This is a genomic window from Stenotrophomonas sp. P5_A9 (assembly GCF_056400525.1).
Genome location: NZ_JBFULC010000047.1, coordinates 13,262 through 37,698 on the forward strand (window position 1 = coordinate 13,262; position 24,437 = coordinate 37,698).

General features: G+C 68.2%; 24 protein-coding genes. 7 read left to right on the forward strand and 17 right to left on the reverse strand.

Annotated elements, in window-relative coordinates:
- The first annotated feature begins 131 nt into the window (after window positions 1-131).
- Entirely contained in the window at window positions 132-536 is a 405-nt protein-coding gene (locus tag AC1DR7_RS14700; protein ID WP_256775860.1) for a hypothetical protein, read from the forward strand.
- A 57-nt stretch (window positions 537-593) separates the two neighbouring features.
- Here AC1DR7_RS14700 and AC1DR7_RS14705 read toward each other — a convergent pair whose 3' ends face one another.
- Window positions 594-2,225 (reverse strand): isovaleryl-CoA dehydrogenase, encoded by a 1,632-nt coding sequence (locus AC1DR7_RS14705; protein ID WP_457318301.1) that lies wholly within the window; start codon window positions 2,223-2,225, stop codon window positions 594-596.
- 110 nt (window positions 2,226-2,335) lie between these two features.
- On the opposite strand from AC1DR7_RS14705, the gene AC1DR7_RS14710 reads away from it, so the two are divergent.
- Genes AC1DR7_RS14710 through pdeM form a run of 4 tightly spaced genes read left to right on the forward strand, consistent with a single transcriptional unit; the run spans window position 2,336 to window position 8,055 of the window.
- The gene (locus AC1DR7_RS14710) at window positions 2,336-3,343 is read left to right on the forward strand and encodes a ligase-associated DNA damage response exonuclease (RefSeq protein WP_457318302.1); all 1,008 of its coding nucleotides are present in this window, start codon (window positions 2,336-2,338) and stop codon (window positions 3,341-3,343) included.
- Window positions 3,340-4,944, forward strand: coding sequence for an ATP-dependent DNA ligase (locus AC1DR7_RS14715; protein ID WP_457318303.1), 1,605 nt, complete (start codon window positions 3,340-3,342; stop codon window positions 4,942-4,944). Before AC1DR7_RS14710 ends, AC1DR7_RS14715 begins: the two co-directional genes overlap by 4 nt.
- Window positions 4,945-4,958: 14 nt before the next feature.
- Complete coding sequence (locus tag AC1DR7_RS14720; protein ID WP_457318309.1) at window positions 4,959-7,406, forward strand: ligase-associated DNA damage response DEXH box helicase; 2,448 nt, start codon at window positions 4,959-4,961, stop codon at window positions 7,404-7,406.
- Window positions 7,396-8,055: a ligase-associated DNA damage response endonuclease PdeM gene (gene pdeM / locus AC1DR7_RS14725; protein ID WP_457318304.1), complete on the forward strand. Its 660-nt coding sequence runs from the start codon at window positions 7,396-7,398 to the stop codon at window positions 8,053-8,055. The genes AC1DR7_RS14720 and pdeM overlap by 11 nt, the downstream gene beginning before the upstream one ends.
- A gap of 46 nt (window positions 8,056-8,101) precedes the next feature.
- Here the strand turns inward: pdeM and AC1DR7_RS14730 are convergent, their stop codons facing one another.
- The 8 genes from AC1DR7_RS14730 to AC1DR7_RS14765 all read right to left on the reverse strand — a co-directional run bounded on the left by AC1DR7_RS14730 (window position 8,102) and on the right by AC1DR7_RS14765 (window position 13,842).
- Window positions 8,102-8,371 carry a hypothetical protein gene (locus AC1DR7_RS14730; RefSeq protein ID WP_457318305.1) on the reverse strand — a complete coding sequence of 90 codons (270 nt, stop codon included), beginning with the start codon at window positions 8,369-8,371 and terminating at the stop codon, window positions 8,102-8,104.
- A gap of 165 nt (window positions 8,372-8,536) precedes the next feature.
- Window positions 8,537-9,784, reverse strand: coding sequence for an FAD-dependent oxidoreductase (locus tag AC1DR7_RS14735; RefSeq protein ID WP_457318306.1), 1,248 nt, complete (start codon window positions 9,782-9,784; stop codon window positions 8,537-8,539).
- A 118-nt stretch (window positions 9,785-9,902) separates the two neighbouring features.
- Window positions 9,903-10,112, reverse strand: a complete 210-nt coding sequence (gene cspE / locus AC1DR7_RS14740; protein ID WP_256775853.1) for a transcription antiterminator/RNA stability regulator CspE — start codon at window positions 10,110-10,112, stop codon at window positions 9,903-9,905.
- A gap of 88 nt (window positions 10,113-10,200) precedes the next feature.
- Entirely contained in the window at window positions 10,201-10,947 is a 747-nt protein-coding gene (locus AC1DR7_RS14745) for an S-methyl-5'-thioinosine phosphorylase (protein WP_256775852.1), read from the reverse strand.
- Window positions 10,947-11,501 carry a hypoxanthine-guanine phosphoribosyltransferase gene (locus AC1DR7_RS14750; RefSeq protein ID WP_312236549.1) on the reverse strand — a complete coding sequence of 185 codons (555 nt, stop codon included), beginning with the start codon at window positions 11,499-11,501 and terminating at the stop codon, window positions 10,947-10,949. The genes AC1DR7_RS14745 and AC1DR7_RS14750 overlap by 1 nt, the downstream gene beginning before the upstream one ends.
- Window positions 11,501-12,508, reverse strand: coding sequence for a beta-N-acetylhexosaminidase (gene nagZ, locus AC1DR7_RS14755; protein ID WP_478052701.1), 1,008 nt, complete (start codon window positions 12,506-12,508; stop codon window positions 11,501-11,503). The genes AC1DR7_RS14750 and nagZ overlap by 1 nt, the downstream gene beginning before the upstream one ends.
- 97 nt (window positions 12,509-12,605) lie before the next feature.
- Window positions 12,606-13,295 (reverse strand): DsbA family oxidoreductase, encoded by a 690-nt coding sequence (locus AC1DR7_RS14760; protein WP_457318872.1) that lies wholly within the window; start codon window positions 13,293-13,295, stop codon window positions 12,606-12,608.
- 43 nt (window positions 13,296-13,338) lie between these two features.
- Window positions 13,339-13,842: a CYTH domain-containing protein gene (locus AC1DR7_RS14765; RefSeq protein ID WP_457318871.1), complete on the reverse strand. Its 504-nt coding sequence runs from the start codon at window positions 13,840-13,842 to the stop codon at window positions 13,339-13,341.
- A gap of 77 nt (window positions 13,843-13,919) precedes the next feature.
- Here AC1DR7_RS14765 and AC1DR7_RS14770 point away from each other — a divergent pair, with 77 nt between their 5' ends.
- Window positions 13,920-14,531 (forward strand): hypothetical protein, encoded by a 612-nt coding sequence (locus AC1DR7_RS14770; RefSeq protein WP_457318870.1) that lies wholly within the window; start codon window positions 13,920-13,922, stop codon window positions 14,529-14,531.
- 388 nt (window positions 14,532-14,919) lie between these two features.
- Here the strand turns inward: AC1DR7_RS14770 and rlmD are convergent, their stop codons facing one another.
- Window positions 14,920-16,254 (reverse strand): 23S rRNA (uracil(1939)-C(5))-methyltransferase RlmD, encoded by a 1,335-nt coding sequence (gene rlmD / locus AC1DR7_RS14775; protein WP_457318869.1) that lies wholly within the window; start codon window positions 16,252-16,254, stop codon window positions 14,920-14,922.
- 139 nt (window positions 16,255-16,393) lie between these two features.
- Between rlmD and AC1DR7_RS14780 the strand changes: the two genes are divergently transcribed.
- Window positions 16,394-17,119, forward strand: a complete 726-nt coding sequence (locus AC1DR7_RS14780) for an Hpt domain-containing response regulator (RefSeq protein ID WP_457318868.1) — start codon at window positions 16,394-16,396, stop codon at window positions 17,117-17,119.
- A gap of 238 nt (window positions 17,120-17,357) precedes the next feature.
- Here the strand turns inward: AC1DR7_RS14780 and recO are convergent, their stop codons facing one another.
- From recO to AC1DR7_RS14815, 7 genes are all read right to left on the reverse strand, one after another.
- A complete protein-coding gene (recO, locus tag AC1DR7_RS14785; RefSeq protein WP_478051414.1) occupies window positions 17,358-18,080 on the reverse strand; it encodes a DNA repair protein RecO in 723 nt (240 codons plus the stop codon).
- 67 nt (window positions 18,081-18,147) lie between these two features.
- Entirely contained in the window at window positions 18,148-19,044 is an 897-nt protein-coding gene (gene era, locus AC1DR7_RS14790) for a GTPase Era (RefSeq protein WP_256775843.1), read from the reverse strand.
- Window positions 19,041-19,721: a ribonuclease III gene (rnc, locus tag AC1DR7_RS14795; RefSeq protein WP_256775842.1), complete on the reverse strand. Its 681-nt coding sequence runs from the start codon at window positions 19,719-19,721 to the stop codon at window positions 19,041-19,043. The genes era and rnc overlap by 4 nt, the downstream gene beginning before the upstream one ends.
- Window positions 19,711-20,094 carry a DUF4845 domain-containing protein gene (locus tag AC1DR7_RS14800; RefSeq protein WP_256775841.1) on the reverse strand — a complete coding sequence of 128 codons (384 nt, stop codon included), beginning with the start codon at window positions 20,092-20,094 and terminating at the stop codon, window positions 19,711-19,713. Before AC1DR7_RS14800 ends, rnc begins: the two co-directional genes overlap by 11 nt.
- 32 nt (window positions 20,095-20,126) lie before the next feature.
- Window positions 20,127-20,921 (reverse strand): signal peptidase I, encoded by a 795-nt coding sequence (gene lepB, locus AC1DR7_RS14805; protein ID WP_256775840.1) that lies wholly within the window; start codon window positions 20,919-20,921, stop codon window positions 20,127-20,129.
- A gap of 103 nt (window positions 20,922-21,024) precedes the next feature.
- Window positions 21,025-22,815, reverse strand: a complete 1,791-nt coding sequence (gene lepA / locus AC1DR7_RS14810) for a translation elongation factor 4 (RefSeq protein ID WP_256775917.1) — start codon at window positions 22,813-22,815, stop codon at window positions 21,025-21,027.
- A 169-nt stretch (window positions 22,816-22,984) separates the two neighbouring features.
- The coding region (locus AC1DR7_RS14815) for a DegQ family serine endoprotease (RefSeq protein WP_478076533.1) at window positions 22,985-24,437 on the reverse strand (1,453 nt) is incomplete at its 5' end.

Consider the following 24,437-nt stretch of genomic DNA (forward strand, 5'->3'; position numbering starts at 1 on the left):
GCGACTACGGCGCTGACCAACTGTTGGTGGCTGCCACGCGCCGACCAGTAACAGGCAGCAGGTAGCGACCCTGCCTTCACGCGCGGATGAATAGGCTGGCCTCCCCTACGATTCCCGTATTGGAGAGCGCCATGACCATCCGTCCGTTGACAACCTCCCTGTTGGCCGCCTCCCTGCTGCTCGGCTTGGCCGCCTGCAAGGGTCCCGAAGCCGAGCAGGCCCGCCAGGACGCTGCGCAGGCCGCCGACAGCGCCAATGCGGCTGCCCGCGAAGCCGTCGACAAGGCCGCTGCATCGACCCGCAACGCCGCCGATGAGGCCGCCGCTGCCTCCGAACACGCTGCCGCCGACACCCAGCAGGCACTCGACCGCGCCGCCGCCGCCACTTCCGAGGCCGCAGGCGAAGCCAAGGACGCCGCCAAGGATGCCGCCGCCCACGCCAGTGGCGCCACTGCCGATGCCGCCGAGAAGGTTGCCGACAAGGCGCGCGACGTCGCTGACGAAGCGAAAAAGAACGCCAACGAAGCCAAGCACTGAGTCACCGCGCACGCGTGACCAGGACGCCCCTTCCCTGAAGGGGCGTTTTTCGTTTACTCAGGGCAGCGCCCGGGCGAGCACCGCGGCAAAATCCAGATCCGCTGGCAGGGTACCGAAGGCCAGCGCGTGCTCGCCGCCAAGTCGCGAGCGAATGAATGCCGCCGCGTTGGGGCTGTCCGCGCGCAGCAGCGTGGCCGCCTGCAGCAGCAGCGCCAGCCGCTCGGTGATGCTGCGCGCCTGCGTCTCCGAGGGCGTTCCCGCGAGCGTGGCACGCAGCGCCTGCAGGGCCATGTCGTAGGCCGGCTCGCGGCCGAGCACGCCACCCAGCTCGGCATCCAGCACCGGCAGCACCTGCGCCTCGCGTGACAACGCCCGCAGCACGTCCAGGCACTGGATGTTGCCACTGCCTTCCCAGATCGAGTTCAACGGTGCCTGTCGGTACAACCGGGGCAGGATCGATTCCTCCACGTAGCCCGCACCGCCCAGGCACTCCTGCGCCTCGTTGACGAATACCGCCGCGCGCTTGCATACCCAGTACTTGCCCACCGCCGTGGCAATGCGCGCGAACGCGGCCTCTTCGGCACTGCTGCCGGCGCGGTCCACCGCGCGCGCCACGCGCATCGCAAAGGTCGTCGCCGCTTCCGATTCGATCGCCAGGTCGGCCAACACGTTGGCCATCAGCGGGTGCTCGCACAGGCGCTTGCCGAAGGTGTCGCGATGGCGGGCGTGGTGCAGCGCCTGCGCCAACGCCATGCGCATTTCCGCCGCAGCACCCAGCATGCAATCCAGGCGGGTCATCATCACCATGCCGATGATGGTGGCCACGCCACGGCCTTCCTCCCCGACCCGTTGCGCCCAGGCGCCACACAGTTCCACTTCACTGGAGGCGTTGGACCAGTCGCCCAGTTTGTCTTTCAGCCGCATCAGCCGGAACGCATTGCGGTTGCCGTCAGGCAGGCGGCGCGGCATCAGGAAACAGCTCAGCCCGCCGGGTGCCTGCGCCAGCACCAGGAAACCATCGGACATCGGTGCGGAGAAGAACCACTTGTGCCCTACCAGCCGATAACTGCCGTCGGCCTGCGGTTCGGCGCGCGTGCTATTGCTGCGCACATCCGACCCGCCCTGCTTTTCGGTCATGCCCATGCCCAGGGTGATGCCGTGCTTGTCGGCGATCGGCACGTCGCGCGGGTCGTAATGCGGGGCCGCCGCCTTGTCGGCCCACTCGGCCAACGCCGGGTCCTGGCGCAGCACCGCGACCGCGGCGTGGGTCATGGTCAGCGGGCAGCTGGTGCCGGCCTCGGCCTGGTGGTGCAGGTAACTCAGCGCCGCACGCGCGACATGTGCGCCGGCACTGCCGTCGTACCAGGACAGCCCGGCCACGCCGTGGCTCTTGGCCGCGTCCATCAGCCGATGGTAGGCAGGATGGAACTCGACCGTATCGATGCGGTGACCCTGCGCGTCGTGGGTGCGCAGCCGTGGGCGATCACGGTTGGCATCGAAGCCGAGCTGATACAGCAGATCGCCGGCCAGCGCGCCGTACTGCGCCAGCCGTGTAATGAACGCACCGCCGCCTTCGCGCTCCACTGCCGCCGCCAAGGCCACGTCGTCGGCCCACAGGTTGCGGCCACTGAACGGCGGTGGCTGGTTGAACACCTCGTGGGTATCGAACGCGGGCAATACGGACGTCATCGCAGCGGCCTCCTGGCCTGGGGTTGGCCCGATTCTGCCGCATCGGCGTGCAGGCGGCCGTTCAGGCGGATTCTCACCTCCTGCACGAGGGCGGCGGCACAGTGCCACGCATGAGCCTGACGACGACGAACAACGATCTGGTGGTGCTGCGCCCGGAGGGCTTGTATTGCCCCGCCGGCGATTTCCACATCGATCCGTGGCGACCGGTGCCGCGCGCGGTGATCACCCACGGCCACGGCGACCACGCGCGCAGCGGCATGGGCGAGTATTACTGCAGCACCGACAGCGTGCCGATCCTGCGCTGGCGGCTGGGCGATGTGCCGCTGCAGGCCTACGACTACGGCCGCGCGTTCCGGTTGGGCGATGTCGAGGTGTCACTGCACTCGGCCGGGCATGTGCTGGGGTCGGCGCAGGTGCGCATCGATGATGGCACCCAGGTCTGGGTCGCCTCGGGCGACTACAAGCGCCAGCCCGACCCCACCTGTGCACCGTTCGAGGTGGTGCCGTGCGATGTGTTCATCACCGAGGCCACCTTCGCCCTGCCGATCTACCGCTGGCAGGACACCGCCGAGGTCGCCGCGGAGATCGTGGCCTGGCGCCGTGAATGCGCCGCGCGTGGCGAGGCGGCGATCCTGCTCTGCTACGCACTGGGCAAGGCGCAGCGGGTGCTGGCCGAACTGCTGCCGCTGGACGACCAGCCCGCGTGGCTGCACGGGGCCATCGCCAATGGCGTGGCGGTCTATCGGCAGGCCGGCATCGCCATGCTGGAGACGCATACCGTGGCCGAACAGGGCCGCGAACCCGATGCCGCCGGCAAGCTGATCCTGGCCCCGCCGTCGGCGGCGGGCACCCCATGGCTGCGCCGCTTCGGCAAGCATCAACTGGGCTTCGCCTCGGGCTGGATGCGGTTGCGTGGCAACCGGCGGCGGCGCAATTACGACCGTGGCTTCGTGGTATCCGATCATGCCGACTGGCCCGCACTGCTGCAGACCATCGAACAGACCGGCGCGCGCCGCGTCATCGCCACCCATGGCAACACCGATGCGTTGATTCCGTTCCTGCGCGAGCGTGGGGTGGCCGCCGAAGCCTTCCGCACCGATTTCGGGAGCGAGGAATGAGGGCCTTCGCCGCGCTTTACCAGCGCCTGGACCGCAGCACCGCGACGCTGGACAAGCGCGCCGCACTGGTGGCGTACTTCCGCGATGCGCGCCCGCACGATGCGGCCTGGGCGCTGTACCTGCTCAGTGGCGGCAAGGTCGGCGGCGCACGGCGGAAGATCGCGGCCAGCGGCGAACTGCGCGCCTGGATCGGCGAGGCGGCCGGGTTGCCGGCGTGGTTGGTGGACGACAGCTACGACCAGGTCGGCGACCTTGCCGAGACCCTGACCCTGCTGCTCGATGATCCGCCCGAACGCAGCGCCGACCGGCCCCTGGCCGAATGGATCGAAGCGCATCTGCTCACCGTGGCCAACCAGGACGAAGCGGTGCGGCGGGCGGCGGTGGTGGCAGGCTGGCGTCAACTGCCTGCAGGCGAACGGCTGGTGTTCAACAAACTGCTGACCGGCGCGCTGCGGGTGGGTGTGTCACAGCGCGTGGTGCAGCAGGCCCTGGCCGAATTGTCGGGCATCGACATCGCCCGCATCGCCCAGCGCATGCTTGGCGAATGGGTGCCCTCGCCCGGACTGCTGGCGGCACTGCTGTCGCCCGAAGAACGTCCGGAGGATCGCCAGCAACCGTATCCGTTCTTCCTCGCCTCGCCACTGGAAGCCGAGGTCGACAGCCTCGGCCCGATCGAGGCGTGGACCCTGGAATGGAAGTGGGACGGCATCCGCCTGCAGCTGCTGCGACGCAAGGGCGAGGCAGCCTTGTGGTCGCGCGGCGAAGAGCGGCTGGATGGCCGCTTCCCGGAGATTGAAGCGGCGGCGATGGCGCTGCCCGATGGCTGCGTGATCGATGGCGAGCTGCTCGCCTGGCGCGAGGGCGACGACCAGCCGTTGCCGTTCACCGCCCTGCAGACGCGCATCCAGCGCCGCAAGCCGGGGCCGAAGACTCTGCGCGACACACCGGTGCGGGTGCTGGCCTATGACCTGCTCGAAGCCGACGGACAGGACCTGCGCACGCAACCGCTGCACGCGCGCCGCGCGCGGCTTGCCGCGCTGCTTACCGCGTTGGACGATCCGCGCATCGTGCTCTCTCCGTCCGTCTCCGTTGCGGACTGGCCGGCCGCGGCCGCACAGCGCGCGCTGGCCCGCGAGCGCGGTGTGGAAGGATTGATGCTCAAACGCCACGATTCGATCTACCAGAGCGGTCGGCGGCGCGGCGACTGGTGGAAGTGGAAGATCGATCCGCTGACCATCGACGCGGTGATGATCTACGCCCAGGCCGGTCACGGCCGGCGCAGCACGCTCTACACCGACTACACCTTCGGCGTGTGGGACGGCGACAAGCTGGTGCCGGTAGCCAAGGCCTATTCGGGCCTGGACGACAAGGAGATCCTCGCGCTGGATCGCTGGATCCGCGCCAACACCGTCGAACGCTTCGGCCCGGTGCGCAGCGTGCGCGGCGAGCAGGTGTTCGAACTCGGCTTCGAAGCGGTCAATCGCAGCAGCCGGCACAAGTCCGGCATCGCGGTGCGCTTCCCGCGCATCCTGCGCTGGCGGCAGGACAAGCCGGCCAGCGAGGCCGATACCCTGGCGCAGCTGCAGGCCCTGGCGCGGTGACCCGACGCGAGGCGATGGCGACACTGGCCACGTGGTTCGCCAGCCGCGGCTGGGCGCCGTTGCCGTTCCAGAAGGCGATGTGGCGCCACTACCTGTCCGGCGCCTCGGGCCTGCTGCACACGCCCACCGGCAGCGGCAAGACCCTGGCCATGTTCGGCGGGCCGCTGCTGCAGGCACTGGCCGACCCGCTGCCCGTCACCGTTGCCGGGCGCGCGCGCACGCCGGTGCCGGTGCTGCAGGTGCTGTGGATCACCCCGCTGCGCGCGCTCGCCAGCGATACCGCGCGCGCGTTGCGCGAGCCGCTGGCTGGCCTCGGCCTGGACTGGCAGGTCGGCCTGCGCACCGGGGACGCCAGCGCCCGTGATAAACGGCTGGCGCGCGAGGGGCGCGTGGATGTGTTGGTGACCACGCCCGAATCGTTGGCGTTGCTGCTCAGCTATCCCGACGGCATGGCGAAGATGCGCCAGCTGCGCAGCGTGGTGGTCGATGAGTGGCACGAACTGCTGGGCAACAAGCGCGGCGTGCTGCTGCAGTTGAACCTGCGCCGGCTGCGCGATGCGTTGCCCGCGCTGCAGCTGTGGGGGCTRTCGGCGACGCTGGGCAACCTGGACGAGGCCCGCGAGGTRCTGCTGCCCGATGTGCCCGATGCCCCCCTGGTGGCGGGCGCGAGACCGCGTCCGGTCAGCCTTGAAACACTGCTGCCCGCGCACGGTGAACGCTTCCCCTGGGCCGGCCACCTCGGGCTGTCGCAGCTGCAGCGGGTGCTGGAAAAACTGCTGTTGGTGGGCACCAGCCTATTGTTCACCAACACCCGCGCGCAGGCCGAGTTGTGGCACCAGGCGCTGTCGGCGGTGTGGCCGGAAGACCCGGCCACGCTCGCGCTGCATCACGGCTCGCTGGACCCGGCGTTGCGTCGCGAGGTTGAGCAGGGGCTGCGTGACGGGCGGCTGCGCTGCGTGGTGGCCACCTCCAGCCTGGACCTGGGCGTGGATTTTCCGGCGGTGGACCAGGTGCTGCAGATCGGCAGCCCGAAAGGCATCGCACGGCTGCTGCAGCGCGCCGGCCGCGCCCGCCACCGTCCCGGCGAATCGGGCCATATCGTCTGCGTGCCCTCGCATGCGCTGGAACTGGTCGAGTATGCGGCGGCACGACGCGCGCTGGCCGCCGGGGTGATCGAAGCACGGCGCCCCCCGCGGCTGTCGCTGGATGTATTGGCCCAGCACTGCGTGAGCTGCGCGCTCGGCGGTGGCTTCCAGGCCGATGCGCTGTACGAACAGGTCCGCCGCACCCACGCGTTCGCTTCGCTGGATGATGCACACTGGCAGGGCGTGCTCGACTTCATCGTGCAGGGCGGCCGCGCGCTGGCGCAGTACCCGGACTTCCATAAAGTGGTGCGCGACGAGGATGGCGTGTACCGCGTGCACGACCGGCGCGTCGCGCTGCGCCATCGCCTGTCCATCGGCACCATCACCAGCGATGGCAGCGTCATGGTGCAGTTCCTGCGCGGCGGCCGGCTGGGCGCGGTGGAAGAACAGTTCCTGGGACGACTGCGGCCGGGCGATCGCTTCCAGTTCGCCGGACGCCTGCTGGAACTGGTGCGGCTGGAAAACCTCACCGCGTATGTGCGCCTGGCCAAGGGCGGCGACGGCCTGGTGCCCCGCTGGCAGGGCGGCCGCTTGCCGCTGTCCGATGCGCTGGGGCATGAAATGGAGGCCGTGTTCGACGCCCCCGTGCAGTCGCCGGAGATGCAGTGGTTGGCGCCGCTGCTGGCGTTGCAGTCGCGCTTGTCGGTGCTGCCTGCGCCGTCGCGGCTGTTGGTGGAAATGGTGCGTCGGCGCGAAGGCCAGTTCGTGTTCGTGTACCCGTTCGCCGGCCGCCAGACCAATGAAGGGCTGGCCGCGCTGATGGCGATGCGCCTGGCCCGGCAGCAGCCCAACACCTTCGGCTACGCCGCCAACGATTACGGCTTCGTGTTGTCGCCAGCCCGCGCGATCGAACTGGACGCCGAGCGGGTGCGCGACCTGCTGCAGCCGGCGAATCTGTTCGAGGACCTGCGCGACAGCCTCAACCTGGCCGAGCTGGCACGCCGACAATTTCGCGACATCGCGCGGGTTTCGGGCATGCTGGTGCCGGCACTGCCCGGGCGCACGCCGCGCAGTCTGCGCCAATTGCAGGCATCCAGTGGTCTGCTGTACGACGTGCTGCGTCAACACGATCCCGACCACATCCTGCTGGGCCTGGCCGAACGCGAGGTGCTGCACGCACAGCTGGACCTGGACAGCCTGGCCACCACCCTGCAGCGCTGCCAGACGCGCACACTGAGCCTGCAGTCGCCGCCCAGCCTTGGCCCACTGTCGTTCCCGCTATGGGCCGAGCGCCTGCGCGGCCAGCTCAGCAACGAAGACTGGAAAACCCGCGTGCAGCGCGCTGCACAGCAACTGGAGACACGTCATGGCCCCTGAACTGCCGACCACCCTTGCCGGTGAGTCGCTGCTGCTGCTCGGCGCGCGCGCCCTGTATTGGCCGGCGCGCAAAGCCCTGCTGATCGCCGACCTGCACCTGGGCAAAGCCGATGTGTTCCGGCGCGCGGGCATCGGAATGCCCAGCGGCGGCACCGCGGAGGACCTGCAGCGGTTGTCGACGCTGCTGCATCGGCACGACGTGGATACGCTGTGGATCCTCGGCGATGTGCTGCATGGCGTGGCCCATCGGACCTCGTGGTATCGGCAGTGGCAGGGCTGGCGCGAACAACATGGCGCGCTGCAGATTGGCGCGCTGGCCGGCAATCACGACCGCGCACTGCCCACGGCCGACCTGGGTATCGAACTGCTGGGTGAGCGCCTGCAGGCAGGCCCTTTCCTGCTGCGCCATGATCCGCAACCGCACCCCTCACTGCATGTGCTGTGCGGTCACATCCATCCGCTGGCGCGCCTGCCGGGCATGCAGCGACGCTGGCCCGCGTTCTGGCTGCGCGAGCGCTTGACCGTATTGCCGGCGTGGTCGCGCTTTACCGCGGGTATCGCCCCGGTGCTCGCCGCAGGCGAGCAGCTGGTGGCCTGCGTGGAAGACGAGGCGATCACCCTGCCCGCCCGTCAGGCGCGCACGGCATAGCACGCACGCTGAAGCCACCACCGACACGGTAGTGGCTTACGCTCGATTACATTGCGGGAACGAGCACGTCCGGCATCAATCGGATGTCGGCCTTGTGGGGCCGGGGCCGCACCGGTTGGCGCAGGATCTCGGCCATCATGTCGTGTGCGGCGGTACGGATGCGTTGGTGCTGCTCCGGCGCGGCATGGGTGATGAGGCTGGTGACGTGGAACTCGAATACATCGTCCATCACATCAGGCTGATCCTCGTGCAGCATCTGCAACAGTCCGCGCAGCTTGCAGATTTCGGCATCCAGGACTTCGGCCATGAACAGCATGTCACTCTCCTTCGGGGGTGCGATCGGCCCATCAAGGACCGTAGGCGCAGGCGCCGCACGCAGGCCGCGTCTACCCGTCACTTGTCGCACACACGGGGTGAGTCCACCGTCAATGGATGTTAAATGCTCCTTCATCGACGCGCTGCGCACCGCTATCAAGGGTTATCAGCAGATGCGCGCAGCATCCTGTGCAGCCATCGCGTCGATGAAACCGGGCGACAGGCCCAGCTTGCCCAGCCACCCACGCTGGGTGCCGCTGAGCACGCGCAACATGTGACCACGACCGACCGGCAGGTTGCCCATCGGCTTGAACAACACATCACGCGCACGCGCCAGCGTGTCGCGATCGGATTGGAACAACGGCGTCAGCCAGCGGCTCCAGAAGTGATAGATGGCCACATGCGCGCGGCGCTGCGCCACGTACGCCTGCAGCGCGGCATCGCGGTCGCGGTGCGCGCGCAGCGCATCGCGCAGCGCCAACGCGTCCATCAGCGCCATGTTCACGCCCTGCCCCAGCTGCGGGCTCATCGCGTGCGCGGCATCACCGGCCAGCACCAGCCGGTCTCGGCTCCAGCGCGACATCACCGCGTCACGGTAGCCCGCACGCGCCAGCTGCGCGCCATCGCGCACGCCGTCCAGGCGCGCATGCGCCTGCGGCCACAGCGTGGCGATCTCGTCCAACCAGCGCTGCAGGCCATCGTGTTCCCACTGCGCGAACTGATCACGCGGCAGGCTCCAGAAGAAACTCAGGCGCTGCTCGTCATCGCCGGGGCGCGTGCCCACGGGAAGCAGCCCGATCATCTTGCGCGCGGCCACATAGCGCTGGCGCAGTTCCTCGTAATGCGCCCAGTCGCCACGCGGCAGCAGGCACCACAGCGCGCCCCACGGGTACTCACGGTCCAGTTGGGTGCCCTGCACGTGCGTGCGCAGCGTGGAGCCGGCGCCATCGGCGGCGATCACCAGATCGTAGGGCCCGTGCCACACGCCGCGCGCGTCGCGCAGCCGTCCCTGCGTCGTGTCGACGTCGACGATGGCGGTGTCGGCGTGCAGGTTGCCCGGATGCTCCCAGGCCTGCGCCAGCAGCGAGAACAGCGCGCCACGCTGCATGCCCACGCCGTGCAGGCGCGCGTCCAGCGTGGCATAGCCCATCTCCATCACCGTACGTCCGCACGGCGTGTCGCCATACAGGCGACGCACGGCGGCACCGTGGTGCAGCACCTGCGGCAGCAGGTCCATCTGCCACAGCACCTCCAGTCCCGTGGGCTGCAGCAGGAAGCCGGCGCCGACCGGTCCGGGTGCGGCTGCGCGCTCGAAGACGTGCACGTCGTGATGGTCGCGTGAAAGCACTACCGCCAATGCCTGTCCCGCCGTGCCGTAGCCGACGATGGCGATGGTCCGTCGTGGTGATGACATGGATGTCCTTATTCGTGATCGGCATCACGCGCGATGCCGGTTGCCGCGCAGCGGTGGGTCCGCCGACAGCTAAAAAAAACCCCGCCGAAGCGGGGTTTTCAATGCGCAGCGCGATGAATTACTCGGCCGCCGGCACGATGTTCGAGGCTTGGGCGCCCTTCGGGCCCTGGGTCACGTCATAGGTGACCTTCTGGCCTTCCTGCAGACTGCGGAAGCCCTTGGAGTTGATCGCGGAGAAGTGCGCGAAGACGTCGGCGCTGCCGTCCTCCGGCGAAATAAAGCCAAATCCCTTGGCGTCGTTGAACCACTTGACGGTACCGTTCGGCATGGTGATGCGAGACCTTCTTCAATGAATGGGTGGTGTACGCTCAACCAGCGCACTGGCGGAGTATGCAAAGCTTGCTCCGCAATGACAATCACCCCCGTGCCAATTCGCCAATCAGTTCCGGCAATCCGGCCGACGCCGCGTCCACATTGGCCAGTACCTCGGCCATCGTGATTTCATCGCCATCGCCACAGCCGGCGGCCCAGTTGGCCACGATCGCCAGGCACGCATAGTCCAGACCCAGCTCGCGGGCGAGGCTGGCTTCGGGCATGCCGGTCATGCCGACCAGATCGCAGCCATCACGCCGCATCCGCGCAATTTCCGCGTTGGTTTCCAGCCGTGGTCCCTGGGTGGCGCCGTAGCAGCCGCCGTCGTGCAGGCGCACGCCGGTGACTTTCGCCGCCGCCAACACCTTGCTGCGCAGCATCGGCGTGTAGGGATGCCCAAAGTCCACGTGCAGGACCTCGCTGCCCGGCTCTTCACTCAGGGTGGAGATACGGCCCCAGGTGTAGTCGATCAGCTGGTCCGGGCAGGCCAGTACGCGCGGGCCGCAGTGTTCGGTGATGCCGCCGACCGTGTTGAGGGCGAGCACGCGTGTGGCACCGATCTGCTGCAGCGCGGCAAGGTTGGCGCGGTAGTTGATCTTGTGCGGCGGCAGTGAATGGCCTTCGCCATGGCGGGCCAGGAAGGCCACGCGCTGGCCGAGCAGCGTACCGACCCGGATCGGGCCGGACGGCGTGCCGTAGCGCGTCTCCACCTGGTGGCTGCTGACATCATCCAGCTGGGCCAGTTTGTAGACGCCGGTACCGCCGATGACGGCGAGTGAAATCGCTTCCATCATTCCTTCATCGCATAGATGGCCGGCACGCAGCGCAGCGTTTCGTTGACGTCCATGCCGAACCCGAACACGTAGCGGTCCGGCAGGTCGATGCCGGCGTAGTCGGCCTTGACGTCGGGCAGCGCACGGTCGTGTTGCTTGACCGTCAGCGCGGCGATGCGCACGTCGGTGGCGCCCTGCTCCAGGCACCAGGTACGCACGCCCTGCAGGGTGTAGCCCTCGTCGAGGATGTCATCGACCAGCAGCACGCGACGGCCGAACAGCGCGGTGGCCGGCTTGTGCTTCCACACCAGGTCGCCGCCGGTGGTTTCACCGCGGTAACGGGTGGCGTGCAGGTAATCGAACTGCACGTCCTGACCGCGCGCGCCCAGTTCCAGCGCAAGCTGGCCGGCGAACGGCAGCGCGCCGTGCATGATCGACAGGAAGAGCGGCACTTCGCCCTTGTAATCGCGCGCGATGGCGTCGGCGATGGCGGCGATGGCCGTGTCGATGGTGGGACGGTCGACCAGCAGGTCGGCCTGGGCCAGGGCCTGGGAAATGGTGAGGTTGGGCATCAGACGGTTCTTCCAAGGGTGTCAAGCAAACGGGATTGGGTGGTGCCATGGCGGGTATCGGCCAGCAGGCCGTCCCAGCCCAGCGCGCCGCGACCGATCAGACCGATCAGCGCAGCGGTGTTGAGGGTGCGCGGCTGGACCGCGCGCAGCGATTCTTCGACCAGTTCGGGATGGCAGACCAGCACCACGTCGCAGCCGGCATCCAGGTGTGCGTCCACGCGCGCCTTCACCCCGCCTGCGGAGAACGAGGCAGCCATGCCGATGTCATCGGAGAACACCACGCCGCGGAAGCCCATCTCCCCGCGCAGGATCTGCTGGATCCAGCGCGGCGAGTAGCCGGCCGGTTCCGGCGCAATCTGCGGGTAGACCACGTGGGCCATCATCACCGCATCGGCGCCGGCGTCGATGCCGGCCGCGAACGGCACCAGGTCCAGTGCACGCAGTGCGTCCAGCGTGCGCGGGTCGGAGGCATCATCGACATGGGTGTCTTCGCGGACCGTGCCATGGCCGGGGAAGTGCTTCAGGGTGGCGGCCATGCCGACGCTGTGCATGCCCTCGATGTAGGCGCGGGTGAAGGCGGCCACCACCTGCGGATCGGCGCTGAAGGCGCGGTCGCCGATGGCGAGGTTGCCGCGGCCCAGGTCGACCACCGGGGCGAAGCTCAGGTCCACGCCACTGGCGCGTACTTCGCTGGCCATCAGCCAGGCGTGCTGGGTGGCCAGCGCCAGGGCGGCCTGCGGGTCCTGCCGGTACAGGGCATCGAAACCCTGCAACGGCGGCAGCGCGCTGTAGCCCTCGCGGAAGCGCTGCACGCGTCCGCCTTCCTGGTCCACGCAGATCAGTTGCGGGCGCGGTGCGGCGGCGCGGATCGCTGCGGACAGCTCGGCGACCTGCTGGCGCGAGGCGAAATTGCGCTTGAACAGGATGACGCCGGCCACGGCGTCGTGCTGCAGCCAATCGCGCTCCTGGGCAGTGAGTTCGGTCCCGGCAACGCCGATCACGAGCATGGTCGATCTCCAATACGGGGCGCCATGATGGCGCACTGCCGCATTGTCGCAGAACCCGCGCGCGCTAGGCCACGACTGCCGGTCGCCGCATATTCACCTAGGCGCAGCCGTCCGGGCCGCAGTGGGCCCCGTCGGCCGGACCGGCGGCATCGGGCGTCGCCGCGGCGATCTCGCGCAGTGCCTGCGCGAAGGCCTCCGGCGGCTGGGCGCCCTGGATGGCATAGCGATCATTGACCACGAAGGTAGGCACCGACTGGATGCCCATGGCCTGGGCCTGGGTGAGCTGGGCCTGGATCTCCTCAAGCCCCTCCTCGCCGGCCAGCAGCGCGGTCACCCGCTCGGCCTGGATGCCGCCTGCGGCGGCGGCGTCGATCAGTGTCTGCGGGTCGGCCAGGTTGCGGCCTTCGACGAAATGGGCACGGAACAGCGCCTCGCCCACCGGGCCCTGCACGCCTTCACGCCCGGCCAGCCACAGCACGCGGTGCGCCGGCAGCGTGGTCACCCGCACCTGGCCCTGGTCGAAGTCCATCGGCAGGCCCTCGGCGCGCGCGGCGGTCTGGGTCTGGGACAGGATCTGTTCGGTGCGCTCGGCACTGCCGAACTTGGCGGCGTAGGCCTGCCGCAGCGGCACCGGGGTGACGCCCGCATCGGGATCGAGCAGGAACGGATGCCAGTGCACCTCCACCTGCGGGGCGTCGTCACCCAGCAGGGCCAGGCCCTGCTGGAAACGGTGCTTGCCGATCCAGCACCAGGGGCATACCACGTCGGACCAGATATCGATTTTCATCCGACCAGACTGTGGGCCGCCCGGGGCGATTGCAAGATGGGGCTCAGCCCCGTTCAGCAGCCGACCAGCGCGAGAACGGGTGCGCGGCCAGCGCCAGATTGTAGTAGCGGACGTGGTCGGTAACCTCGGTGCCGGCCCACGCGGGCAGGTCGATGGCCTGGTCGGCGTGTTCCAGCTCGACTTCGGCCACCACCAGCCCGGCGTTGTCCCCGAGGAACTCGTCCACCTCCCAGACCAGGCCGCCGTGATGCACCAGGTGCCGCCGCTTGTCGATCAGCCCGCCCACGCACAGCGCCAGCAACGCGCGCGCATCCGCCACCGGGATCGGGTAGTCGAACTCCTGGCGGGTGTGCCCGATTTCGCGCGACTTCATGTTGAGGAAGGCCTGCTCACCCTGGATGCGCACGCGCACCGAGGCCTTCTGCGCGCCGCGCTCCAGCGAGGCGGTGTCGTTGAGATAGCCCTGCGCCATCGGGATCACCGCGTGCGCGGCGGCGCGCCAGCCATCGCCGGTGACGAGGTATTTGCGTTCGATTTCAATGCCCATGTGCACAGTATGCGCGATCGTGGGGACGCGGCCGAGGCGTGCTTCTATACTGTTTGGCTGCCCTGCAAGGACGCCCGATGAACCACCTGCTCGCCTCCTCGTTGCTGTCGCTGCTGCCGCTGAGCGCCGTGGCTGCCACGCCGCCGACCCACGCGCAGATCGAGGCGTCGATCCTGGCGATGATCGACGCGGAGAAGAAGCCGGCCGCCTCCACCCAGGATCTGGTGCTGCACGCGATGTTCACCCCGCGCGGGTTCGAGCACGGGCCGTGTTTCGCCAGCGCTGACGTAAGCGGCGCGTACGAGTGCCTGGTCGGCATGGAGATCGGCATCAGGACCCGCTACCGCATGCTGCGCCTGGTTCCGCAGGGCATGGGCTGGGCGTTGGAAAAAGCAGATGTGCCGGCGCCGGTTCCTCCGCGCGAACGCGCCCGTGCGCTGCTCAGCGAACGACTCGACGAGCGCATGGACAGCATCACGGATGCCACGGCGCGCGGGGAGATGCGGGCCTCCCAGAAGCGGCTGCAGGTCCGGGCGATTCAGGACTGCGAGCTGCGCAGCACCTACGCGGCGGAGATCACCTGCGAGGTCACCGCAGGCGATGGCACCGAGCGCGGCACCGAGCCGCAGACGTATGTGTTCGATGCACAGGGGCAGTGGCAGAACGCTCCTCTCAATGCCGATCGGTAGGCGACGCTGGGGCTGACGCGAGGTCGCCAGCGCCGCACCGCGTATCGCCTCGGCAGGGGCGACGCCAGTCGACTGCCAATGGCAGGCCTCAGCGCGACGATGGCAGGTTCCCAGCGAAGGCCCGGCATCCCCGCGCATGCAGCCCACCGTTGCCCTCGATCAGGGGCATGCGTTCCCGGACGCGGTCGCAGCGCCGCCCGTCGACTCGGGTCCGACCCTGCCGGCATCCGCGCCGCCGCCGGGACCGGTCCCGGCGTGCGCCTACCAGCGGTGCGTCGGTTGCCTGGTCGGCATGCGTCCACCCGCGGTGACGACGGTTGACTCATCAGCAGGCGTCCACCCGCGGTGACGAGGGCGACCGTACCGGTCGCCGGCCTGCGGTCAGCGCTCAGCGCTTCTCGAACACCGCGATGCTCTCCACGTGCGCGGTGTGGGGAAACATGTCCATCGCACCGGCGCTGACCAGTGTGAAGCCCTGCTCGTTGACCAGGTAGCCGGCATCGCGGGCCAGCGAACCGGGATGGCAGCTGACGTAGACGATGCGCTTGAACTGCTTCAACGGCAGCTGCTGCAGCACTTCAATGGCACCCGAACGCGGCGGATCCAGCAGCAGCTTGTCGAAGCCCTGGCGCATCCACGGCGTCTGCCGCTGGTCCTGGGTGAGGTCGGCGGCAAAGAACTGCGCGTTGTCCAGGCCGTTGCGCGCCGCATTTTCCTTCGCGCGCGCCACCAGCCCGGCCTCGCCCTCCACGCCGACCACTTCGCGCACCGTGCGCGCCAGCGGCAGGGTGAAGTTGCCCAGCCCGCAGAACAGATCGAGCACGCGCTCGTCCGGGCCCGCGTCAAGCAGTTCCAGGGCCAGCGCGATCATCTTCACGTTGAGCTTGGCGTTGACCTGGATGAAGTCCAGCGGGCGGAACGCCAGCTCGACATCCCACGGCGCCAGCTTGAACGACAGCGGCACCTCCGCCGGCCACAGCGGGTGCACCGATTCCACGCCACCGGGCTGTAGCGAAATGGCAAAGCCATGTTCCTGCCCGAAGGCGGTCCAGGCCGCACGGTCGGCATCGGTGAGCGGCTGCATGTGGCGGATGGTCAACATGATCGCGTCATCGCCGGCGATGAATTCGATCTGCGGGATATCGCGCTTGCCATCGAGGGTTTCGATGAACGCGGCCATCACCCCGACCTTGCTGCCGATCTCCGGGATCACGGTCAGGCACTGCGACAGGTCGGCCACAAAGCGCGGATCCTGCTCGCGGAAGCCGACCAGGGTCTTGTCCTTCTTCTCGACCCGACGCACCGAGAACCGGCCCTTGCGGCGGTAGCCCCAGCTGTCACCGACCAGCGGCGGCAACACCGTGCCGGGGGTGACGTGGCCGATCCGGGTCAGGTTGTCCATCAGCACCCGCTGCTTGGCCACGATCTGCTGCGACTCCTCCAGATGCTGCAGCACGCAACCGGCGCAGACGCCGAAATGCGGACAGCGCGGCGTCACCCGCTGCGGCGAGGGCTGCAACACGTCCAGGGTGCGCGCTTCGTCGAAATGGCGGTTGCGGGCGGTCGGTTCAGCGCTCACCACTTCACCCGGCAGCGCGCCGGTGATGAAGGTGACCTTGCTGCCCTCGCCTTCGCGGCGGGCCACGCCACGGCCATCGTGGCTGAGGTCGAGGATGTCGGTCTGGAACGGCGTACGGTCGAGGCGGGAGCGGGTTCGGGCCACGTGGCAACAGGCTGCGGGCAAAAAGGGTGCGTATTGTCGCAGATACGCAGCTCGGACTGCCAAAAGCACCCCTGTAACCGCTTGCAGCGCGCGTGCGCATGTTTAATATGGCGCATAGCTGACATGGAGGCAGCCACAAATGCAGATGACCCCGCGGGATCCCATGCCCCGATTCCTGCTCGTCGAGGACGACACCATCAGCCGCGGCTTCTTCAAGGCCGCGCTGGAAGCCCTTCCCGCCGAGGTGGACACCGCCGATTCGTTGGCCACGGCCATGGATCGGGCTCGCAGCGGCCAGCACGACCTGTGGCTGATCGACGTCAACCTGCCCGATGGCAACGGCACCGAGCTGTTGCAGGCCCTGCGCCTGTCACGCCCGGACACCCCAGCGCTGGCGCATACCGCCGATGGCGACACCAGCATCCACGCGCGGCTGCGCGATGCCGGCTTCAGCGAGACCTTGGTCAAGCCGCTCAGTGGCGAGCAGCTGCTCAAGGCGGTGCGGCGCGCCCTGGTCAACAGCCCCGGCAGCGCGCCCTCGGCACTGGGCACCGGCGCGGACGCCGAGCGCGAGGACTGGGACGAAATCACCGCCCTGGCCGCGCTGAATGGGCAACGCCATCACCTGATCGCGCTGCGCGAGCTGTTCTTGGCCGAGCTGCCGGGGGTCCGTGACGCGGTCGCCCAGGCCCTGCTGCAGCAGGATGCGCGCGCGCTGCACGGGCAACTGCACCGGCTCCAGGCCAGCTGTGGGTTTGTCGGCGCCGCACGGCTGGCGCGCGCGGTGCGCCAACTGCACCAGGCGCCGCAGTCCAGTGGTGCGCATACGCGATTCCAGGCGGCAGTGGAATCGTTGCTGCATTGAGGCCGAGGCAGAGGCCAAGGCAGCCGGGCATGGCCCGGCTCTACCAGGAGCGCGCGCAGCCGGGCTTGGTCCGGCTCTGCCGGGAGCGCACGTAGCGGGCTTGGTCCGGCTCTGCCGGGAGCGCGCCTAGTCGGGCATGGTCCGGCTATGCCGGGAGCGCGCGCAGCCGGGCTTGGTCCGGCTCTGCCCGGAGCGGGTGATGTTCTGTTGGGCACGGTGGCGTGCCCGGACCGCTCGCCTAGCGGCGACGCGCCAGGTCTTCGAGCATTTCCCAGGACTTGAGTCCGCGCCAGCCCAGATGGTGCAACAGCACCGCGCGCATGCCGCGGCGCAGGCTGGCCAGGTCGTCAGGCCCCGGCTGGCGGTCGTCGGCGAGCGCGAGCAGTGCACTGCCGGTGGCCGTGCCCCGGCGTGGGTCGGTGCCGCGTTCGCTGAGCAGCCGGCGCGGTCCCTCCTGCGGGTCCAGTTCGTAGCGGGCGGCCGGATCGACCGGTTCGCCCTCACTGCCGTGGGCCAGATCGAACCCGAAACCGAGCGCTTCCAGCAGGTCGCGCTCGAACCGGCGCAGGGTCCAGGCCAGCGGTTCACCGTCGCGCAGCCGTTGGCGCACCAGGCCGTAATGGTCGTACAACTCGGGCAGCGGGTCCTGGCGGGGTGCCAGGCGCATGATCAGTTCATTGATGTAGAAGCCGGCCAGCATCGTCTCGCCGCCGAGCCGAGGCGCCGCGTCGAGCGCCTCAGCGCCCCGCAGCTGGGCCAGTTCGCCGCGCTGCACCGCGCTGAAACGGATCCATTGCAGCGGCTGTAGGGCGGCGCGCAGCGCCTGGCTGCGCGGGCTGCTCACGCCGCGCGCGAGCAACCCGAGCCGGCCATGCTGCTCGGTCAGTACTTCCACCAGCAGGCTGGTCTCACGCCAGGCCCGGGCATGCAGCACGAAAGCAGGTTCGTCGTCGATGCGCATGGCTCAGCCGTCAACGGCAGGCGGGTGGCAGGCCGGCGGCCGTCCTCGGACGGCACGCCTGCCCGGCTTATTCGTAGCCGAAGGCCTTCAGCGCGGCTTCGTCGTCGGACCAGCCCTCACGCACGCGCACCCAGGTCTCCAGGAACACCTTGGCGTCGAACAACCGCTCCATCTGCATGCGCGACTTGGCGCCGATGTCCTTCAGGCGGGTGCCGCCCTTGCCGATCACGATGGCCTTCTGGCCTTCGCGTTCGACCCAGATCACCGCACCGATGCGCAGCAGGTTGCCGTCTTCGACGAAGCGCTCGATCTCCACCGTGGTGGCATACGGCAGCTCTTCGCCGAGCTGGCGCATCAGCTGCTCGCGGACCAGCTCGCCGGCCAGGAAGCGCTGGCTGCGGTCGGTGATCTCATCCTCGCCAAACATCGGCGGGGCTTCGGGCAGCAGCTTGAGCAGGTCGCGCACCAGCGCTTCCAGCCCGTTGCGCTTCTGCGCCGAAATCGGGTGCACGGCGGCGAAGTTGCGGCCTTCGGTGACCTGCTGCAGGAACGGCAGCAGCGCGGCCTTGTCCTTCAGCCTGTCGACCTTGTTGACCACCAGCACCACCGGGATGCCCGAGTCGCTGAGGACGTTGAAAGCCAGGGTGTCTTCCTCGTCCCAGCGACCGGCTTCGATCACCAGCATGCCCGCGTCCACGCCTTCCAGCGAGCCACGCGCGGCGCGGTTCATCACCCGGTTCATCGCGCGCTTCTGAACACGGTGCAGGCCGGGGGTGTCCACCAGCACCAGCTGCCCTTCCGGGTAGCTGGCAATGCCGAGCAGCCGGTGCCGCGTGGTCTGCGGGCGGTTGGAAACGATGCTGACCTTGGCGCCCACCAGGGCGTTGGTCAGGGTGGATTTACCGACATTGGGACGGCCGATGACCGCCACGCTGCCGCAACGATGGGGGATTGCTTCGCTCACTTGGAATCCAGTTGCTCGAGGGCGGCCGCAGCCGCCTGTTGTTCGGCCAGCCGTCGCGAGGCACCTTCGCCTTCGGTGCTGACAGCGGGATCGGCTACGCCGCAGCGTACCCGGAAGGTCTTGGCATGATCATCACCCGACTCTGACAGCAGCTCATAGAGCGGCAATGTCTTCTGCCGGGCCTGCAACCATTCCTGCAGGCGGGTCTTGGGGTCTTTTTCGGGCTTGCCGGTGGCCGGCAGCGTATCCATCGAGGGACCGAACCAGGGCAGCACGACGCTCTGGCACGCATGGAAGCCAGCGTCCAGGTAGATCGCGGCCACCACCGCCTCGAGCGCATCGGCCAGGATCGAGTCGCGGCGGTGCCCGCCGGTCTTCATCTCACCCGGCCCCAGGATGAGCCGGTCGCCCAGCTCCAGGGTGCGGGCGATCACCGCCAGCGCGCCTTCGCGCACCAGCTCGGCGCGGGCACGGGTCAGCGCGCCCTCGTCGGCCTTGGGCCAGCGCTGATACAGCGCCTGGGCCACCATCATGTTGACGATGCTGTCGCCGAGGAACTCCAGCCGCTCATTGTTGGGCGTGCCGGCACTGCGATGCGTCAGGGCCTGCTGGAGCAGGCCCGGATCCTGGAAGGGGTGGCCGATGGGGTCACCGCGTTGGAAAGTCTTAGTCGACACCGTTGAGGGTCAGTTCCTGGTTCGTATCAAATTTGCCAACCACATCGAGGTTGCCGAGCAGTTCACGGCGGACCTCGTAGTTGACCTTCATGTTCCAGCCACCACTGATCCGGTCGAACTTCACATTGGCCGGCTTCACGTTTTCCGAATAGCTGATGTACAACCGCTTGAAGAACATATCCTGCACGCGCGCCGGCTCCATGTTGCCGACACCCGGCTCCTTGGCCAGGCTCTTGAGTGCCGAGCGGACCGCGTAGTACTCCTGGTACATCGGGAACAGCTTCATGCCGATATACAGGCCGAAACCGACCACGATCAGGACCACGAGGAACGAGGTCAGGGTCATGCCACGCTGCGTGTTCATCGTCTTCATTGCGTTCTCCCCAGATACGCTTGTGTGATGGATCAATTGATGCTCGAGCCGATCCGCGAGGGCTCGAAACCGTCCTTGCAGAACCAACCCGAGCAGTTCAGCCAGATCAGGAAGGCCTTGCCGCGCAGATTTTCCTCCGGCAGCAGACCCCAGAAACGGCCGTCATCGCTGTTGTCGCGATTGTCGCCCATCACCAGGTACTTGCCCGCCGGTACGGTCCACTGGCCTTCGCCACGCGGATAGTCGGTTTCCAGCACGGTATGGGTACGGCCCGGCAGGTGCTCGACCAGCAGCGAGCTGCCCTCGCCCTGGCCGCGATGGCCGGCGTACAGGCCCTTGTTGTCGTACTTGAGCGGCTCGCCATTGAGGATCAGGCCATTGCCCTGGAACACGATCTGGTCGCCCGGAATACCGATCACCCGCTTGATGAAATTCTCGCCCTTGGCCGGGTCGGTGTCCGAATGGCCCGGGAAGTGGAACACCACCACGTCGCCGCGCTTGGGCTCACCCAGCGGCACGATCTTGGCGTTGTTCAACGGCAGGCGCAGGCCGTAGGAGAACTTGTTGACCAGGATGAAATCGCCGATCAGCAGGTTGGGCATCATCGAGCTGGACGGGATCTTGTACGGTTCGGCGATGAAGCTGCGCACCACCAGCACGATCGCCAGCACCGGGAAGAACGCCCGGGCGTAGTCGACCATCACCGGCTCGGTGTCCAGCAGGCCGGCGCGCTGGGCGCGGCGCTTGGCGAAGTAGAGCTTCTCGCCGAGCAGGATCAGGCCCGAGGCCAACGTCAGTACGACCAGGAGAATCTCAAACAATTTCATGCAGTGTCCTTGGGAACGATTGCAGCGGTGCGGGGGGTGGTTCCCCTCGCGCCGGGCGACACCGTACGGTGCCGTCTGCCGCCGCCGGGAAAGCCATCCGGCCTTACTTGTCCATCTGCAGCACGGCCAGGAAGGCTTCCTGCGGGATCTCCACGCGGCCGACCTGCTTCATGCGCTTCTTGCCTTCCTTCTGCTTCTCGAGCAACTTCTTCTTGCGCGAAACGTCGCCACCATAGCACTTGGCCAGCACGTTCTTGCGCATGGCCTTGACCGTGGTGCGGGAGATGATCTGCGAGCCGACAGCCGCCTGGATGGCCACGTCGAACTGCTGCCGCGGGATCAGTTCCTTCATCTTTTCGCACAGCTCGCGGCCGCGGCGGTCGGCATGGCTGCGGTGCACGATCAGCGACAGCGCGTCGACCTTGTCGCCGTTGATCAGCACGTCCACGCGGACGAACGGGCCGGCGTCGAAGCGCACGAAGTGATAGTCCAGCGAGGCATAGCCACGGCTGACCGACTTCAGCTTGTCGAAGAAATCCAGCACCACTTCGGCCATCGGCAGCTCATAGCTGATCTGCACCTGGCTGCCCAGGTAGTTGATGCCGATCTGGCTGCCGCGCTTTTCTTCGCACAGCTTGATGATGTTGCCGATGTACTCTTCGGGCGTGAGCACGTTGGCGCGGATGATCGGCTCGCGGATCTCATCGACCATGTTCACCGGCGGCAGCTTGGCCGGGTTGTCCATGTTGATGATGGTGCCGTCGGTCTTGAGCACTTCATAGACCACGGTCGGCGCGGTGCTGATCAGGTCCAGGTTGTACTCGCGCTCCAGGCGCTCCTGCACGATTTCCATGTGCAGCATGCCCAGGAACCCGCAGCGGAAGCCGAAGCCCATCGCCTCGGAGCTTTCCGGCTCGAAGCGCAGCGCGGCATCGTTCAGGCGCAGCTTGTCCAGCGCTTCGCGCAGGTCCGGGTAGTCTTCGGCATCGACCGGGAACAGGCCGGCGAACACGCGCGGCTGCATTTCCTGGAAGCCCGGCAGCGGCGTGGACGCCGGATCGGCGGCCAGGGTCAGGGTGTCGCCGACTGGCGCGCCGTGCACGTCCTTGATGCTCGCCGTCACCCAGCCCACTTCACCGGCACCGAGCGTCGGCAGCACCTTGCGCTTGGGGGTGAACACGCCAACGTTCTCGACCTGGTGATTGCGGCCGGTGGACATCACCTGCAGCTTGTCGCCGGCCTTGATCTGACCCTGCATCACGCGCACCAGCGAGACCACGCCCAGGTAGTTGTCGAACCACGAGTCGATGATCAGCGCCTGCAGCTTGTCGGTATCACGCGGCACCGGCGGCGGAATGCGCTGCACGATCGCCTCCAGCACGTCCACCACGTTCAGGCCGGTCTTGGCGCTGATCGCCACCGCGTCGGTGGCATCGATGCCGATCACCGCCTCGATCTCGGCCTTGGCCCGATCGATGTCGGCGGTGGGCAGGTCGATCTTGTTGATCACCGGCACCACTTCCAGCCCCTGCTCGACCGCCGTGTAGCAGTTGGCCACCGACTGCGCTTCCACGCCCTGGGCCGCATCGACCACCAGCAGCGCGCCTTCGCAGGCGGCCAGCGAGCGGCTGACTTCATAGGAGAAGTCGACGTGCCCGGGGGTGTCGATGAAGTTCAGGTGGTAGGTCTGGCCGTCTTTGGCGACATACGGCAGGGAGACCGACTGGGCCTTGATGGTGATGCCACGCTCGCGCTCGATCGGGTTCGAGTCGAGCACCTGCGCCTCCATTTCACGGGCCTGGAGGCCGCCGCAAAGCTGGATGATGCGATCGGCCAGCGTGGACTTGCCGTGGTCGACGTGGGCGATGATGGAGAAGTTGCGGATGAACCGCATCGAATCAGAAGACATAGGTGGCGGCGGCGCGTCGCGTCGTCAGGATGACTGCGGATTATCGCATGGCCGGCCCGCTCCCGCGTGGGCCATTGCGGCGATTGGCGTGAATGGGCTCCCAAAACGACCGGACCCGCCGAAGCGGGCCCGGAAACGCAGTGGTGGCGGGAATTTACTGCCCGGCCTTGACCGCCACGAAGGCGCTGTTGCCGTTGGCACGAACCAGCAGCATGACCACATCGCCCTTCTTGTAACCGGCCAGCGCCTTGTCCAGCGCCGCCACGCTGCCGACCGGCGTACGGCCGACCTGCAGGATCACCAACCCCGGCGACAACTGTGCATCACGCGCCGATTGGCCGTTGACCCGGGTGATGCGCACGCCCTCGCCGGCCTCCAGGCCCAGCTGCTTGCGCTGCGGGGCCGTCATATCGGCCACTTCCAGCCCGAGCAGGGCATTGCTGCCCGTCTGCGGGGCCGCATCCGGGGCAGCGGCTGCACGCGGGCTGCCTGCCTCGGCGTCTTCGGCCTGGGCGGTCAGCGTGGCGGTCAGCTCACGCTCCTTGCCATCGCGCACCACGCCCAGCCGCACCTTGGAACCCGGCGGCAGTGCGCCGATGGCGGGGGGAAGATCACTGAAGGTGTTGATGGGGCTGCCATTGACCGAACGAATCACATCACCCGGCTCGATACCGGCCTTGAGCGCCGCGCTGCCCGCGACCACTTCGTTGACCAGCGCGCCACGACTGTCGGACAAGCCCAGACCCTGTGCCTTGAGCCCGTCGATCGGGCCGACCGCGGCGCCCAGCTGGCCACGGGTCACCCGGCCGGTCTTCTTGATCTGCTCGACCGCGCCCATGGCCAGGTCGATCGGGATCGCGAAGCTGATGCCCATGTAACCGCCGGAGGCGGAGAAGATCTGCGAATTGATGCCGACCACTTCGCCGCGGGTATTGAGCAGCGGACCGCCCGAGTTGCCCTGGTTGATGGCCACGTCGGTCTGGATGAATGGCACGTAGCGCTGGTCCGCGCCGCCGGTGCTGCGCCCGACCGCGCTGACCACGCCGGCGGTGACCGAGTGGTCCAGGCCGAACGGCGAGCCGATCGCGACCACCCACTGGCCCGGCTTGAGCGTATTGGAATCGCCGACGCGCACGGTCGGCAGGTTCTTGCCGTCGATCTTGAGCAGGGCCACGTCGTACTGCTGGTCGCTGCCGATCACCTTGGCGGTGAACTCGCGTCGGTCGCCGAGCTTGACCTTCACCTCGCTGGCGTCGGCGACCACGTGGTAGTTGGTCAGCACATAGCCGTCGGCGGAGATGATGAAACCCGAGCCCATGCCGCGGCCCTGGATGCGCGGGCTGTCGTCCTGGCCACCGGGGCCCTGCCCCGGCATCTGGAAATCGGGGCCGAAGAAGCGGCGGAAGAATTCGGGCATCTCATCGTCGCCGCCCGGGCCCATGCCACGGGCCTGGCGGTTGCTGCGCACGATGGTGGTTTCGACGTTGACCACGCCGGGGCCGACCTGTTCGACCAGGTTGGTGAAGTCCGGCAGGCCGCTGACCAGCTGGGGCGCCGGCGCGCGCGGCGCGGCGGCCGGTGCGGCGGCAGCAGCCGCGGTCGGGGCC